The sequence below is a fragment of the Flavobacterium sediminilitoris genome (assembly GCF_023008245.1).
In the GTDB taxonomy this organism is placed as follows: domain Bacteria; phylum Bacteroidota; class Bacteroidia; order Flavobacteriales; family Flavobacteriaceae; genus Flavobacterium; species Flavobacterium sediminilitoris.
On the sequence record NZ_CP090145.1, the window covers coordinates 777505 to 791351 of the forward strand.

The 13847-nt window shown below is 27.7% G+C and carries 14 protein-coding genes; 6 read left to right on the forward strand and 8 right to left on the reverse strand.

Annotated elements, in window-relative coordinates:
• Positions 1 to 58 precede the first annotated feature (58 nt).
• On the forward strand, positions 59 to 1309 hold the full coding sequence (metK, locus tag LXD69_RS03660) for a methionine adenosyltransferase (protein ID WP_045970986.1): 1251 nt from the start codon (positions 59 to 61) through the stop codon (positions 1307 to 1309).
• A 72-nt stretch (positions 1310 to 1381) separates the two neighbouring features.
• On the opposite strand, the gene LXD69_RS03665 is transcribed toward metK, so the two are convergent.
• Both LXD69_RS03665 and LXD69_RS03670 read right to left on the reverse strand, forming a co-directional pair.
• A complete protein-coding gene (locus LXD69_RS03665; RefSeq protein WP_246917651.1) occupies positions 1382 to 4084 on the reverse strand; it encodes a TonB-dependent receptor in 2703 nt (900 codons plus the stop codon).
• Between the two features lie 101 nt (positions 4085 to 4185).
• The gene (locus LXD69_RS03670) at positions 4186 to 5022 is read right to left on the reverse strand and encodes a GLPGLI family protein (protein WP_246917653.1); all 837 of its coding nucleotides are present in this window, start codon (positions 5020 to 5022) and stop codon (positions 4186 to 4188) included.
• Positions 5023 to 5141: 119 nt separating this feature from the next.
• On the opposite strand from LXD69_RS03670, the gene LXD69_RS03675 reads away from it, so the two are divergent.
• Together LXD69_RS03675 and LXD69_RS03680 are read left to right on the forward strand one after the other, a co-directional pair.
• Positions 5142 to 6620 carry a sensor histidine kinase gene (locus LXD69_RS03675; RefSeq protein WP_246917655.1) on the forward strand — a complete coding sequence of 493 codons (1479 nt, stop codon included), beginning with the start codon at positions 5142 to 5144 and terminating at the stop codon, positions 6618 to 6620.
• Positions 6610 to 7290: a response regulator transcription factor gene (locus LXD69_RS03680; RefSeq protein ID WP_246917657.1), complete on the forward strand. Its 681-nt coding sequence runs from the start codon at positions 6610 to 6612 to the stop codon at positions 7288 to 7290. The genes LXD69_RS03675 and LXD69_RS03680 overlap by 11 nt, the downstream gene beginning before the upstream one ends.
• A 4-nt stretch (positions 7291 to 7294) precedes the next feature.
• Here the strand turns inward: LXD69_RS03680 and LXD69_RS03685 are convergent, their stop codons facing one another.
• Positions 7295 to 8179 (reverse strand): GLPGLI family protein, encoded by an 885-nt coding sequence (locus tag LXD69_RS03685; RefSeq protein ID WP_246917659.1) that lies wholly within the window; start codon positions 8177 to 8179, stop codon positions 7295 to 7297.
• 134 nt (positions 8180 to 8313) lie between these two features.
• Between LXD69_RS03685 and LXD69_RS03690 the strand changes: the two genes are divergently transcribed.
• The 3 genes from LXD69_RS03690 (at position 8314) to LXD69_RS03700 (ending at position 10374) form a co-directional block, all read left to right on the forward strand.
• Positions 8314 to 9099: a hypothetical protein gene (locus LXD69_RS03690; RefSeq protein WP_045970974.1), complete on the forward strand. Its 786-nt coding sequence runs from the start codon at positions 8314 to 8316 to the stop codon at positions 9097 to 9099.
• Positions 9099 to 9713 (forward strand): deoxynucleoside kinase, encoded by a 615-nt coding sequence (locus LXD69_RS03695; protein WP_045970971.1) that lies wholly within the window; start codon positions 9099 to 9101, stop codon positions 9711 to 9713. Before LXD69_RS03690 ends, LXD69_RS03695 begins: the two co-directional genes overlap by 1 nt.
• Positions 9714 to 9783: 70 nt before the next feature.
• On the forward strand, positions 9784 to 10374 hold the full coding sequence (locus LXD69_RS03700) for a carboxymuconolactone decarboxylase family protein (RefSeq protein WP_045970969.1): 591 nt from the start codon (positions 9784 to 9786) through the stop codon (positions 10372 to 10374).
• 36 nt (positions 10375 to 10410) lie between these two features.
• Here LXD69_RS03700 and LXD69_RS03705 read toward each other — a convergent pair whose 3' ends face one another.
• The 5 genes from LXD69_RS03705 to ruvC are packed head-to-tail and all read right to left on the reverse strand — an operon-like array spanning position 10411 to position 13785.
• Positions 10411 to 10914: a hypothetical protein gene (locus LXD69_RS03705; RefSeq protein ID WP_246917661.1), complete on the reverse strand. Its 504-nt coding sequence runs from the start codon at positions 10912 to 10914 to the stop codon at positions 10411 to 10413.
• Positions 10915 to 10922: 8 nt separating this feature from the next.
• Positions 10923 to 11288 (reverse strand): MmcQ/YjbR family DNA-binding protein, encoded by a 366-nt coding sequence (locus tag LXD69_RS03710; protein ID WP_045970964.1) that lies wholly within the window; start codon positions 11286 to 11288, stop codon positions 10923 to 10925.
• Positions 11289 to 11301: 13 nt separating this feature from the next.
• On the reverse strand, positions 11302 to 12084 hold the full coding sequence (locus LXD69_RS03715) for a cyclase family protein (protein WP_045970962.1): 783 nt from the start codon (positions 12082 to 12084) through the stop codon (positions 11302 to 11304).
• Between the two features lie 12 nt (positions 12085 to 12096).
• Complete coding sequence (gene hemW, locus LXD69_RS03720) at positions 12097 to 13230, reverse strand: radical SAM family heme chaperone HemW (RefSeq protein WP_246917664.1); 1134 nt, start codon at positions 13228 to 13230, stop codon at positions 12097 to 12099.
• Positions 13231 to 13785: a crossover junction endodeoxyribonuclease RuvC gene (gene ruvC / locus LXD69_RS03725; RefSeq protein WP_045970958.1), complete on the reverse strand. Its 555-nt coding sequence runs from the start codon at positions 13783 to 13785 to the stop codon at positions 13231 to 13233. It lies immediately after the preceding gene.
• Positions 13786 to 13847 lie beyond the last annotated feature (62 nt).

Sequence of the window (13847 nt, forward strand, 5' to 3'; positions counted from 1 at the left end):
ACTTTAGATTTTCTGCAATTTAATTTTTCTTCATTTAATTTTAAAAAATATATAGAATATGGCTTATTTATTTACGTCAGAATCTGTGAGTGAAGGACATCCAGATAAAATAGCTGACCAGATTAGTGATGCATTAATTGACAACTTTTTAGCATTTGATTCAGAATCTAAAGTAGCTTGCGAAACTCTTGTAACTACAGGACAAGTAATTTTAGCTGGTGAAGTAAAATCAAAAATTTACTTAGATGTTCAACAAATTGCGCGAGATGTAATTAAAAAAATTGGTTACACAAAAAGCGAATATATGTTTGAAGCTAATTCTTGTGGAATTTTATCAGCAATACACGAGCAATCGGCAGATATTAATCAAGGAGTTGACAGAGCTACAAAAGAAGAACAAGGAGCAGGTGACCAAGGAATGATGTTTGGTTATGCAACTAATGAAACTGCTGAATACATGCCTTTAGCACTTAAGCTTTCACATGAAATTCTTCAAACTCTAGCAGAATTAAGAAGAGAAAATAATGAAATTACTTATTTAAGACCAGATGCTAAATCTCAGGTTACATTAGAATATAACAACGAAAACAAACCTGTTCGTATTGATGCTATTGTGGTATCTACACAACATGATGAATTTGCTGATGAACCAACAATGCTTGCAAAAATTAAGAAAGATATTATTGAAATTTTAATTCCAAGAGTCATTGCAAAAAATTCTCAGTATGCACATCTATTTAATGATGCTATTAAATATCACATTAATCCAACAGGAAAATTTGTAATAGGTGGACCTCATGGAGATAGTGGATTAACAGGTAGAAAAATTATTGTAGACACTTACGGAGGAAAAGGTGCTCATGGTGGTGGTGCTTTCTCTGGAAAAGATCCAAGTAAGGTTGACCGATCTGCTGCTTATGCAACAAGACATATTGCTAAAAACTTAGTAGCTGCTGGTGTTGCTGAAGAAATTTTAGTACAAGTTTCTTACGCAATTGGTGTTGCTGAGCCGACAAATGTATATGTAAACACTTATGGCACAAGCAAATTATCGTTATCAGACGGTGAAATCGCTAAAAAAGTAGCTGAAATTTTCGATATGCGACCTTACTTCATTGAGCAACGTCTAAAATTAAGAAATCCTATTTATAGTGAAACAGCAGCTTATGGACACATGGGAAGAACTCCTCAAGTTGTTACTAAAACTTTTAAATCGCCAAATGGTGAAGAAAAAACAGTTGAAGTTGAATTATTTACCTGGGAAAAACTAGATTTTGTAGACAAAGTAAAAAGTGCTTTTAACATCTAATTCTTAGAGAAATATATAACACACAAAAGACCTGCAATTGCAGGTCTTTTTTTTATCTATAAAAGTTAATGATTATAAATTATACTTCATACTCAATATTATATATCTTGGCTGAACAATATAACTTGAGAAGCTATTTGTACCTCCTAATTGATTGAAACTATTACTATTTAGAGCTTTTGTATTTAATAAATTTGTTCCTGAAAGTTTCCATTCAACTTTACTATCTTTTTTTTGATAAGTTAAACTTGAAGACAAGAAATCATATTCTGTATCTATTGTTTTTGCTCTATTTCTATTATGATAAAAACTATATTCTGAAACAAAAGAAAAAGCATTCAAAAAATAATATTCTAATTCTACTGAGGGATTATCTGTGTAAAAAACGCTACTTGAATTATCATTTATACCGTACGCGTATTGTAAACTTATATTTGGTATCTTTTTATAATTTGTAGAGAAGCGTACATTATAATTTTGAGAAAATGATTCTGTTGTTTGAACTTTTTCTTCTGTTGAAGATAACACTCTAATATTATTAAATTTACTCCAGTTTAAATTAAATCCTGCTGAAGCTTTATAATATTTTGCAAAAGACCTTCCATAATTTGCAGATCCTGAAAATGTTTCATCTGCAAAATTAGAATCTATATTTACTGAAGATGTTACTTGATTTGCACTTGTAAGCAATGCTTTATTTTTAATTGCATCTACCTGTCTTGTATATGATATATTTGCAAATATATTTTCAAAATTAAACATATTGTATTTGAAATAACGAAGACTATGCACTTGTGATAGTGAGTTTTCTAAAAAACGGTTTCCGCTAAATAAATTATTATAGTTAGAAAAAACTAACCCTTCTGCAAGCTTCACAATGTCTGTAAAATTATTTGACAATGAAAAATTATACGTTAAGTTTTCTGATTTTTTAATTTGATACTGCGCATAAAAATCGGGTAAAAATCGATTAAAACTTTGTTTATTTTGACCTCCTAATTGAATATCTTTTGTATTATAATTATGCACACTAAACCCTGGATTAAAAGTAAATTTTCCTGTTATAAATTTATAATGAAGTCCTAAAAAAACATCATTAAACGCATAACTTACATCATTATTACTTTCTTCCGAATTTAAATCGTTTACTGCTTGATTATCTAAAACTTGAAAAATATGCGAATCAAAATTCTGATATGAATATGTATTTCCAACTGTTACGTTTATATTGCTTTTTGGTGTAAGCATATAATAATAATCAAACTTAATGTCTGTTTTATTTGTTTTCACAAAACGCTTTTGAGAAACATCGTCACGTACTTGCATGGTATTGTATTCTGACCCTAAATTAAATGCCAAGTTTTGCAAATTTGCATTATAAAAAGGATCTTCTTGTTGATACAAATGCTGAGTTTCAAATGCAAAAACATTCTTGTCATCAAGTGTATAGTAGTAATTTAAATTTTGATTTATACTGAATGGTTTTTGTTTTTTATTTGTATAAATATCTCCTAACTCGGTTGAAGTTACACTTTGATTCTCTTTTTGATTAGAAAACTTTACAATTGCATCATAATCAAAATGTGTTTTTGCAGAAGGAATATAACTAGAACTTAATTTAAAAATTCCTAAATCGCTTTTTTGTCTTGAAATATCTTCTTTTTCTTCCACACTATTTGCTGAAGCTCCTTCTGGCAAATCATTTACAGAATTTGTTTGTACATCTGTTTTATTTCCTAGAAAAATTCCAAAACCACTTAGAGTCCAAGATTTTGAAGGATTATAACTAAAATTTGCTGCTCCAAATTTAGTATCAATATTTGCTGCTTGATTATTTCTTAATCCTAAAATTCCTAAATCATTTGAAGAAACATTAAAACTAGAACCTCCTTTTCTCATCATACTTCTAAATCCACCTGTAAATTTAAAATAATCGCGCATTGTAAGAGGAAGTTCTCCAATATTATTAATGTTACCAATAACATTTATACTATATTTTGGACTATAATAAAACAATTTTGGGTTTACAATATATCTATCTTCTTTATGCCCAACTCCAATTCCTGCTGTGAAATCGCCAAACCAAAAATTCTTTTTGCCTTCTTTTAGCTTAATATTTATAGCAATATTTTCGTCATTATTTTCAAGTCCTTTTAAATTAGACACTTCATTGTAATTTCTCAATACTTGAATTTTATCTAATGCATCTGCTGGAATATTCTTTGTAGCAATTTTTGTATCTCCATCAAAAAAATCCTTTCCTTCAACCATTACTTTCTGAACTGTTTTCCCTTCCACTTGAATTTCTCCATCTTTATTTACTTCTACTCCTGGCAATTTTTTCAAAACATCTTCTAATTTACGTTCTGTTCCATTTGTAAAAGAATCAGAATTATAAATAATCGTATCGCCTGATATGGAAACTGGCATTTCATATACTACTTCCACATCATTTAACTGCACACCTTGAGCCATTGAAATATCATAAGTCATATTACTGGATGTTGTTGAGACATTTTTTTCAAAAGACTGGAAACCGATGTAGCTTGCTTTTATTTTATACGATGTATTCGTTTTTAAGTTTAAAATAAATTTACCATTTTCATTAGTAATTGCATAAGCATCCATAGCTTTTGTATCGTTGTTAATAGCCATAACATTTGCCATTTCCAATCCAAGTCCTGTACTATCTTTAACAATACCTTCAAAGCGGATATTTTGAGAAAAACCTATTGAAGTAATAAGTAAAAAGGCAATTATAAGATTATTATTCATTTTTATAGTATTCGTTTATCATATAAGAAGAAGTCGAGAATTATATTATTTTGTTACATCATAAAACCTATTTTAGTTAGACAATTACAAACTAATAAGGTTTAATTCATTTTAATTTCGATAACTCCATCTTCATTCATCATACTTCTTATTTTTTTCTCTTGTATTTCATCAAATTCTTTTTGATTTACTTTCTTGCCATTTTTCGGGGCTTTTATTTCAATTTTATCACTTGGATTTAATACAATTTTTGAACATAAATATGTTGTATTTGATTCATGAAGTTCTAAAATTAATCCTGGTAATCCCCAATATTTACCTGGACCATTTGAAACTGGAATTTCCATTGTGTACCAAGCTTCAATTATTTTTTCTTTAGGTTCACTTAAACTAAAAAAACTAGTTTTATCTCCTTCTTTCTTTTTCTTAAACTCTTCATATTCCTTTATTTCTTTTTCTGTTACAGGAAAAATAATTTGGGCTTTAAAGCATGTATAATTTCCTATTTTTTTCTGTTCATTTGTTATTTTCCAATCGAATTTTTCCAATGAATCAATTACTAAAAATTCTTTTCCAAAAATATCTTTATCTGTTATATAATACTTTTTTTTAAAATCTTTGTAAAACTTAGAACCATTACCACCAGAAAAACCCACATCAACTCTAATTCCTCCTGAAGAAGGATTGGTAACCGCTAATTTTTCTTCCTCTTGATAAATTGACTCTGTGCTTGTAAATTTTAGTTCATAAGTCTTTTCAAATGCTTTCTTCATTTTTTCCATCATTCTTTCTTTTACATCTGGTGTAATATTATCCCCAGAAATATTAAAGTCTTTCATTTGAGTTTGAGAAGAGTAAAAAGCAATTCCTTGAAAGTTTTGTGCAAAACTATTAGTTACAATAATTAATAATACTATTCTAAAAAGTAAATTTTTCATTTTGATTAATTTAAAATTATGTAAGCAAATTAAGTTCATTGACTTTTAATAATGCGTTAAACTTTGTTAACGTATGTTAACGCAAAATTTTATACTCATATAGTTGTTATTTTTGAAAAATGAAACTGAATACAAAAAAAATATTTGCATTTATCTCTATAATAGTAATATCTACTATTTGCTTACAATTCTATTGGAATTATAAAAATTTTACAGCTAATGAAGAAAGGCTAAAAAACGAGATACAAATTGCTTACGACAATTCATTAGAAATATATTTTGATGAAGCTTCGAAAGAAACCTTCATAAGTGTATTTAGTACAGATTCTACTGTTCAAATTGAAGACTTTATTGAAAAAATTAAGACTGATTCCTTCTTTGGAAAAAAATTAAAAGAACAAAAAAAATCTTTTACCCCTATAAAAGAAAGCACAACGGATATGTCTTTTAAATTTGAAGAGACAGAAAACAACATTAAAAAACCAATCACGCCTAAAGACGTAAAGGTGAAAGACATAATTGTTTTAAAAGGTAAAAAAGCTATAGATTCCATTGGAGGAATAGAACAATTCCCTAACAAAATAACTATGTCTTTTGTGAATGACACTATAAAATATAAAACTTTAGATTCTATTTTCAAGACTGAATTACATAGAAAAAATATAGTTTTAAATTATGAATTTAATCATTTAAAAAAAGACTCTTTATTTTACATCTATTTAAAAAAAGAAGAAAAACTTCCTTTTAAAATTAAACCAAATTCAACTTATCTCAAGCCAAATGAAACAATTAATCTTAATTATGAGTATTCCAATAAGATATTAATAAAGAGAATGAGTGGTGAATTAACATTATCTATTATATTTTCTATAGCTGTAATTGGATGTTTATTTTTTCTTCTTTATATTATTAAAAAACAGAAAAAAATTGACGAAATAAAAAATGATTTTATAAACAATATTACTCATGAATTTAAAACTCCCATTACAACTATAGCTGTAGCCTTAGAAGGCATGAGTAAATTTAATCCTGAAAATGATACTATTAAAAATGAAAAATATATTTCCATGTCATTTAATCAACTAAACAAATTGGAAAACATGGTTGAAAAAATACTTGAAACAGCTACTTTAAATACCAATGAATTACAATTAAACTTAGAAGAAATAAATTTGATTCCTTTTGTAAAATCTATAATTAAAAAATATCAAAATATCACAGACAAGCAAATTGATTTTATTTTTAATACTGATAAAATTTTATTTAAAGCGGATCTATTCTATCTAGAAAATGCTATTTCAAATTTAATTGATAATGCTATTAAATATGGTGGGAATTTTATTGAATTAAATTGTTATGTAATTGAAAAAAAAATAATTATTGATATAAAAGACAATGGAAATTCAATTTTAAAGTCACAAGAAAAAAAAATTTTTGAGAAATTTTATAGAGTTCCTAAAGGTAACATTCATGATGTAAAAGGATATGGTATTGGGTTGTACTACACTAAAAGTATTATACAAAAACATAATGGGACAATTGAATTAATCAGAAATAACAATACAATATTTAGAATAACTTTACCAAATGAACACTAAAATTAAAATACTTTTAGCAGAAGATGAAGTTTCATTGGGCATAATTATCAAGGAAAGTTTAGAAAGCAGAAACTTTATTGTTACTTTATGTGAAAATGGTGAAATAGCACTAGAAAAATTTCAAAAATCAAATTTTGACGCATTGGTTTTAGATATTATGATGCCTAAAAAAGATGGATTTAATGTCGCAGAAGAAATTAGACAGATTAACAGAACAATCCCAATACTATTTTTAACGGCTAAATCTCAAACAGAAGACGTTGTAAAAGGGTTTAAAATTGGTTGTAATGATTACATTAAAAAACCTTTTAGTATAGAAGAATTAATTGTTAGAATAATTTCTCTAACGAGTAGACAGCAACAAGTTTCAAAGAAAACAAATTATACTCTTGGAGAATATCAATTCAACATAGAGAATCAACTTTTGACACATAAATCGGCAACATTTAAATTAACAAACAGAGAATCGTTACTTCTTGAATTATTAATCCAGCATAAAGGTGAGATTATTAATCGTGAGATTATTCTAAATACTGTTTGGGAGAATGACGACTTTTTTAGTGGAAGAAGTATGGATGTTTTTATCACTAAACTGAGAAAAAAATTAAACCTCGACCCAACCGTTGAAATTATCAATAGTCGTGGTCGAGGTTATAAATTGATTGGATAATATTTTAATGAAATCCTCCTCTACTTCCTCTACCTTGACCACCATACATTTCTTTCATCTCTTCTATTTTTTTCTTTACAATTTCGTCATATTCTTGTTGACTTACTTCTTTTCCTTTTGAAGATGCTTTTATTTCAACTTTATCTTTTGAATTTAAAATTATTTTAGAACACAACAAAACAGTTGTTCCATCATTAACTTCTAAAATCAATCCTGGCAAACCCCAATATTTATCTGGGCCTTGATTAATTGGAATTTCTGGACAATACCATGCTGTAATTGTTTTTTCTTTTATTTGCTCTATATCATCGCTCATAAAATTTGTTTTTTTGCTAGACGCTATAGAATCTTTTTTCTTCTTTTCTTCTTCTTTATTCCCGCTCATTCTAAAATTTCTGAAATCTGTAGCATCTGTTTTAACAACCGCAGTAGCTTTAAAACAAGTGTAATTACCTATCATTTTTGTTTCTCCAGACATTTGCCATTTGTATGTTGTTAAAGTATCTTTTATTAAAAATTCTTTACTAAAGAATTCTTTATCTACAACATATGTTTTTTCTTTTACATTTTTATATTGCGTTCCACCACCTCCCATCATTGAAGACATGATTCTTCCACCACCTTGTTGTCCAGGAGCATCTAATTTTTCTTCTTCTTTATAAATTGAAGCAGTTTTGTCAAAATTTAGTATAAATGTTTTTTCAAACATTCTTTTCATTCTTTCTTCAATGTTTTTCTGCATTTCAGGAGTAATTTCTCTATTCCCTCCAAAATTTTTCATCATTTCTGCTGTACTTGTTTTTGACTCATAAACAGCAACTCCTTGAAAATTTTGAGCATTACTAAACATTGAAACAAGCAATAACGAAGTAATAATTATTTTTTTCATTCTAACTAAATTAAATTTATCATAAATATAGACTAACCTATTTTACATTTGTTACAATCCTCTTTATTAATTATAAAGTAAATATATTATCTTTAGACATCATTTTTATATTAAAGTTTAATTTAAACACTGAAATGAAACTTATTTTTTCCTTATTTTTTCTCTCATCTTGGTCTATCTTTTTCTCCCAAGAAAGAATTCAAACAACAATAATCGACTCAATAAGCATCACTGCTAAAATAATATACGAGTTTGATAACAATGTTACATACTATACTAAAGAAAATGTATTCTACAAAAAATCTGAAAAGAAAGAGTATGAATATAATAATTTTTCATTGGGAACTATTTCAAAAGTAGACCTATACAATCCTTTACAATTAATCTTATTTTATCAAGATTTTAATACTGTGGTTTTATTAGATAATCAATTAACAGAAATATATAGAATAAACGGAAATAATTTAGATACTCCTATTAGCTTTGGAGCAACAGGTCAAGCAAGTCAAAATCAAATTTGGTTTTATGATTTCTTTACACAAAAAATAGGATTATACAATTTCAATATTAATACTATAAAATATATTTCAACACCACTTTCTAAAGCTATTAAATATTATCAATCAGATTACAATAATTTTTATTGGATAGATGAAGAAAATAATTTTTATCAAATTTCTTTATTTGGGAAAATCACTTCTTTTGGAACAATTCCGCTATATGATAAAATACAAATAACAAACGATAAAAACATTTTGTATAAAAAATCTCATGAATTATTTTTTCTAAACCTTAAAGAAAATAAATCTTATAAAATTGACATTTCTAAAAATTCATTTGATAATTTTTATTATAAAAATGGAATTTTATCTATTTTTACAACAGATAAAGTTATTAACTATAAAATACAATTACCGTAATGCATATAGCTGTTGCTGGAAATATTGGAGCTGGAAAAACTACACTAACAAAATTATTGGCTAAACATTTTAAATGGGAAGCTCATTATGAAGATGTTGTAGATAATCCTTATCTAGATGATTTTTATCATCAAATGGAACGTTGGAGTTTTAATTTACAAATCTATTTCCTAAATAGTCGTTTTAGACAAGTATTACAAATTAGAGAAAGCGGAAAAACAACAATACAAGACAGAACAATTTATGAAGATTCGCATATTTTTGCCCCTAATCTTCATACTATGGGATTAATGACAAATAGAGATTATAAAAACTATAAGTCTTTATTTGATTTAATGGAAGGATTGGTTGGTTCACCTGATTTATTGATTTATTTAAGAAGTTCTATCCCTAATTTAGTTAATCAAATTCATAAAAGAGGTAGAGATTATGAAAACACTATTTCTATTGATTATCTAAGCCGACTTAACGAACGATATGAAGCTTGGATAGAGACTTATGACAAAGGAAAACTAGTTATAATTGATGTAGATAATATTAATTTTGTAGATAATCCAGAAGATTTAGGAAATATAATTAATCGAATTGACGCTGAGATTAATGGATTATTTTAACATATTGAACAAAAAATTAAATATAACTTATAGCATTATTTTATTATTTTAGCAAAAAGATAAGAAAAATATGCCATTAGTAACACCATTATCACCAGATCACGATAAAGAAACTCAAGAATTAGCAACTTTTTTCAATGAAACATTAGGCTTTTGTCCAAATTCAGTTTTAACAATGCAGCATAGACCTGCCATTTCTAAAGCATTCATCAATTTGAACAAAGCAGTAATGGAAAACAAAGGAAGAGTAACATCTTCTCTAAAAAGAATGATTGCATGGGTAAGTAGTAATGCAACAGGTTGTCGTTATTGTCAAGCACATGCAATAAGAGCAGCAGAACGATATGGAGCAGACCAAGAAAAACTTGATAATATTTGGGAATACAAAACACATAGCGCTTTTTCCGATGCTGAACGAGTTGCATTAGATTTCTCATTAGCAGCATCTTTAATTCCAAATGCAGTAACTGAAGATATAAAAACAGAGTTATACAAGCATTGGAACGAAGGAGAAATAGTAGAAATGCTAGGTGTTATTTCATTATTTGGTTACTTAAATAGATGGAATGACTCTATGGGAACAATACTTGAAGAAGATGCTATTGAAAGCGGCAATCAATATTTAGAAAAGACAGGCTGGGAAATAGGAAAACACAAATAAAGCAAAAGGCTATTCAATTAATAATGAGTAGCTTTTTTATTTTTTCCTAATTGGAATATTAAAGGTAATCGACAATTGATGTTTACCAACATTGGGAAAAGGTTGATTACGAATTGAAACATTATATCCATAAGATAAAAACACATAGCTAAGTAATCCGAAACCTATTTTTGGAGTTAGTACTACATCATTCACATTGAAATCTGTTTGATATTTTGCTTCCAAACCTATAGCTCCAAGCATAGTTATAATTTCATACCCTGTTTTCAAAGCATATACATTGTCAAAATTTGGAGTTTCAGGTAACCATTCTAACGCTACATAATATCCTTTTGAAAGATATCCTGTACAACCGACTCTTGTAATATGTTTAGCATAGCCTAATTCTGAATAAAAAGCATGATTTACTCCAAGACCTAAACGAATTTCATTTGTTTTTGTAATTTTCACTTGAGTATTTATATTCGCTACAAACGTACTATCTTGTGAAAAACAGTATATTGAAAAAACAACCAAAAGCAACACCATTATTTTTTTCATCAAATCCTTTATTTTGATTCTATTTCTTCTCGATTTTTTTTTGTTAAACTAGCAAAAACTAGTTCATAAGAATGATTAATTAGTTCAATCATCATTTTATTAGAAACATCCGAATTAAAAAACACCGTATTCCAATGTACTTTACTCATGTGATAGCCTGGTTTTATTCCTTCATATTCTGCACGAAGTTCTAACGCTCTTTCTGGGTCACATTTTAAATTTAAAGAAGGATTTCCTGCTTCCCAATTTTTTAGTGAAGTTAGACAAAACATTTTACCTCCAACTTTAAACACCAAAGTATCTTCATCAAATGGAAAGTGTTCAGTTACTCCCTTTTTTGACTGACAAAATTCATATAATTGTTGAATATTCATTTGTTAAGAATGTTTAAATGTGAAATATTTCATATAAAACAGGTTTACTCGGTGAAGCATCATTTTCAAAAGAAGCTATTTGTAAATTCAACATGTAATTCCCATCCAAGATACTATCATCAACATAAATCATTTCAGTAATTGTACATTCAAACCTAGCGTCTTTATTAACTTCGTTTATGTTTTTTAAATTCCAAAAAGCTTTATGGGCTACTAACTTTCCTTCATCATGTTCTCTATCTACACTTGGTAAATCAATTAATAAATGCTGAATTCCTTTTTCTTTTATAAAAACAGCAGCTTCTTCTAACAAATATGGTGGATTTGTATTAGAATATTTTAAATGTTTTTTGCTTTCTAAATTAGGTAAGGTTCTAATTATAATTGCTTCTGGAAACTCTTCCTTTGACTCATCGAATGCTCCTGAAATACTATCTTTTGTAATAACAAAATCTTCTCCTTTTTCTTTTGGAATTATAGAAATAACTTTAGCTGTAAAGAAAAATTGTTTCAAACATTGATTTATACTATAAAAATCGCGAGTAATATGTCCCAAACATTCTGTGTGCGTTCCATGCGCATGCGGATTGAAGAATATATTGTTAAAGTTTGTTGAAGATTTTCCTTCTGAGACTTTACCTATCCAATCTCCCATTTCCACAGGTTTAATCTCTGGAATATTTTGATACCAAGCAATAGGATTTTCTTCATCATTTGTTAATGGAATCGAAATATCTAATGGTTGAGACAGATTAATTTGTAAAAGCTGATTTTTATAAGAAATTGTAGTTTTCAATTTAGAATAATTTTATTCCAAATTTAGCAAAAACAAATCACTTGCAATTCCATCACATAAAAACTTTCCTTTTTTTGTAGTTTTCAAAATTCCATCTTGAACAATCAATAAACCATCTTCTAAAAACCTTCGCATTTGTTGGTTTAAGTAATCAATATAGGTTTTTCCGAACTCTGTTTCAACTTTTATTAATGAAACACCCCAAATTGTCCTTAATCCAGTCATGATATACTCATTATAACGATCTGTTACAGTCAATTTCTCTGTTTCTATAGGTAATTTATTTTCTTGTATTGACTTAATATAAAGTGAATTGTTAGAGATATTCCAACCTCTATTTTCTCCATCATAACTATGTGCTGATGGTCCAATTCCTATATATTTTTTACCTAACCAATAACTTGAATTATTCTTAGAAAAGTAATTTTCCTTACCAAAATTAGAAAGCTCATAATGAATAAAACCATTCTCCTGAAGCGTTTCGACTAAAATATGAAAATGTTCTTGAGCCACTTCGTCATCAGGTTGATTAATGATTCCTTTTTTGATGAATTTTTCTAGAGCTGTTTTAGGTTCAACTGTTAAAGCGTAACTTGATATATGTGGAATTCCAAAGGAAAGCGTTTTCTCTATATTTTGTTTCCATTTTTCATTGCTCATATTTGGAACACCATAAATCAAATCTAAAGAAATATTATCAAAATATTTTGTTGCAATTTCTAAACATTTCTCAGCCTCACTAGCATTATGCGCACGATTCATTAGTTTTAAATCGTCTTCAAAAAAAGATTGAATCCCTATTGATAGTCTATTTACTTTATTCTTAGACAATTCAATTATTCTTTTTTCTGTTAAATCATCTGGATTAGCTTCTACTGTAATTTCAGGATTTTCAATTACTTTGTAATTCTTATAAACTTCATCAATTAAGAATTTTATATCTTCAATCGGCAATATACTCGGAGTTCCACCACCAAAATAAATGGTTTCAATAGTTTCATTTTTTGCTTCATTTTTTCGCAAAACAATTTCTTTTGCTAATGCCAAAATCATTTCGTCTTTTTTCTTTAACGAAGTTGAAAAATGGAAATCGCAATAATGACACGCTTGTTTGCAAAAAGGGATATGAATATAAATTCCTGACATTTATTTTTTAATTCTTGATTCATTCTGTTTCACAAAAGCATCCCAACCTGAATAACTTTTACCAACTTCAACTTTGCCAGAATTAAAGAAATGACAAACTGCTGCTGCTAAACCATCTGTAGAATCGAGGTTTTTAGGCAATGTTTTTAAACCTAAAAGTTGTTGAAGCATTTTGGCAACTTGCTCTTTACTTGCATTTCCATTTCCAGTGATAGCCATTTTTATTTTCTTTGGCTCATATTCTGTAATTGGAATTTGACGTGATAAACCGGCGGCCATTGCAACACCTTGAGCTCTTCCTAATTTTAACATGGATTGTACATTTTTACCAAAAAAAGGAGCTTCAATTGCAATTTCATCTGGATGATATGTTTCAATTAGTTCAATTGTTCTTTCAAATATAATTTTCAACTTTGTATAATGATCATCATATTTATTTAGAATTAATTCATTAAGTTGAAGAAATTCCATTTTTTTATTGATTACTTTAATCAATCCAAATCCCATAATGGTTGTTCCTGGATCAATTCCTAATATGATGCGTTCGTTTGCCAATTTTTCTTTTCTTTGTAGTGATGATTACAATTCCAGACAAAGCTAAACAATTCTTACTACTT

Excerpts from the sequence above, each read along its gene's own strand:
- metK (WP_045970986.1), top strand. The coding sequence starts at position 59 with ATGGCTTATTTATTTACGTCAGAATCTGTGAGTGAAGGACATCCAGAT.
- LXD69_RS03665 (WP_246917651.1), bottom strand. The coding sequence starts at position 4,084 with ATGAATAATAATCTTATAATTGCCTTTTTACTTATTACTTCAATAGGT.
- LXD69_RS03670 (WP_246917653.1), bottom strand. The coding sequence starts at position 5,022 with ATGAAAAATTTACTTTTTAGAATAGTATTATTAATTATTGTAACTAAT.
- LXD69_RS03675 (WP_246917655.1), top strand. The coding sequence starts at position 5,142 with ATGAAACTGAATACAAAAAAAATATTTGCATTTATCTCTATAATAGTA.
- LXD69_RS03680 (WP_246917657.1), top strand. The coding sequence starts at position 6,610 with ATGAACACTAAAATTAAAATACTTTTAGCAGAAGATGAAGTTTCATTG.
- LXD69_RS03685 (WP_246917659.1), bottom strand. The coding sequence starts at position 8,179 with ATGAAAAAAATAATTATTACTTCGTTATTGCTTGTTTCAATGTTTAGT.
- LXD69_RS03690 (WP_045970974.1), top strand. The coding sequence starts at position 8,314 with ATGAAACTTATTTTTTCCTTATTTTTTCTCTCATCTTGGTCTATCTTT.
- LXD69_RS03695 (WP_045970971.1), top strand. The coding sequence starts at position 9,099 with ATGCATATAGCTGTTGCTGGAAATATTGGAGCTGGAAAAACTACACTA.
- LXD69_RS03700 (WP_045970969.1), top strand. The coding sequence starts at position 9,784 with ATGCCATTAGTAACACCATTATCACCAGATCACGATAAAGAAACTCAA.
- LXD69_RS03705 (WP_246917661.1), bottom strand. The coding sequence starts at position 10,914 with ATGAAAAAAATAATGGTGTTGCTTTTGGTTGTTTTTTCAATATACTGT.
- LXD69_RS03710 (WP_045970964.1), bottom strand. The coding sequence starts at position 11,288 with ATGAATATTCAACAATTATATGAATTTTGTCAGTCAAAAAAGGGAGTA.
- hemW (WP_246917664.1), bottom strand. The coding sequence starts at position 13,230 with ATGTCAGGAATTTATATTCATATCCCTTTTTGCAAACAAGCGTGTCAT.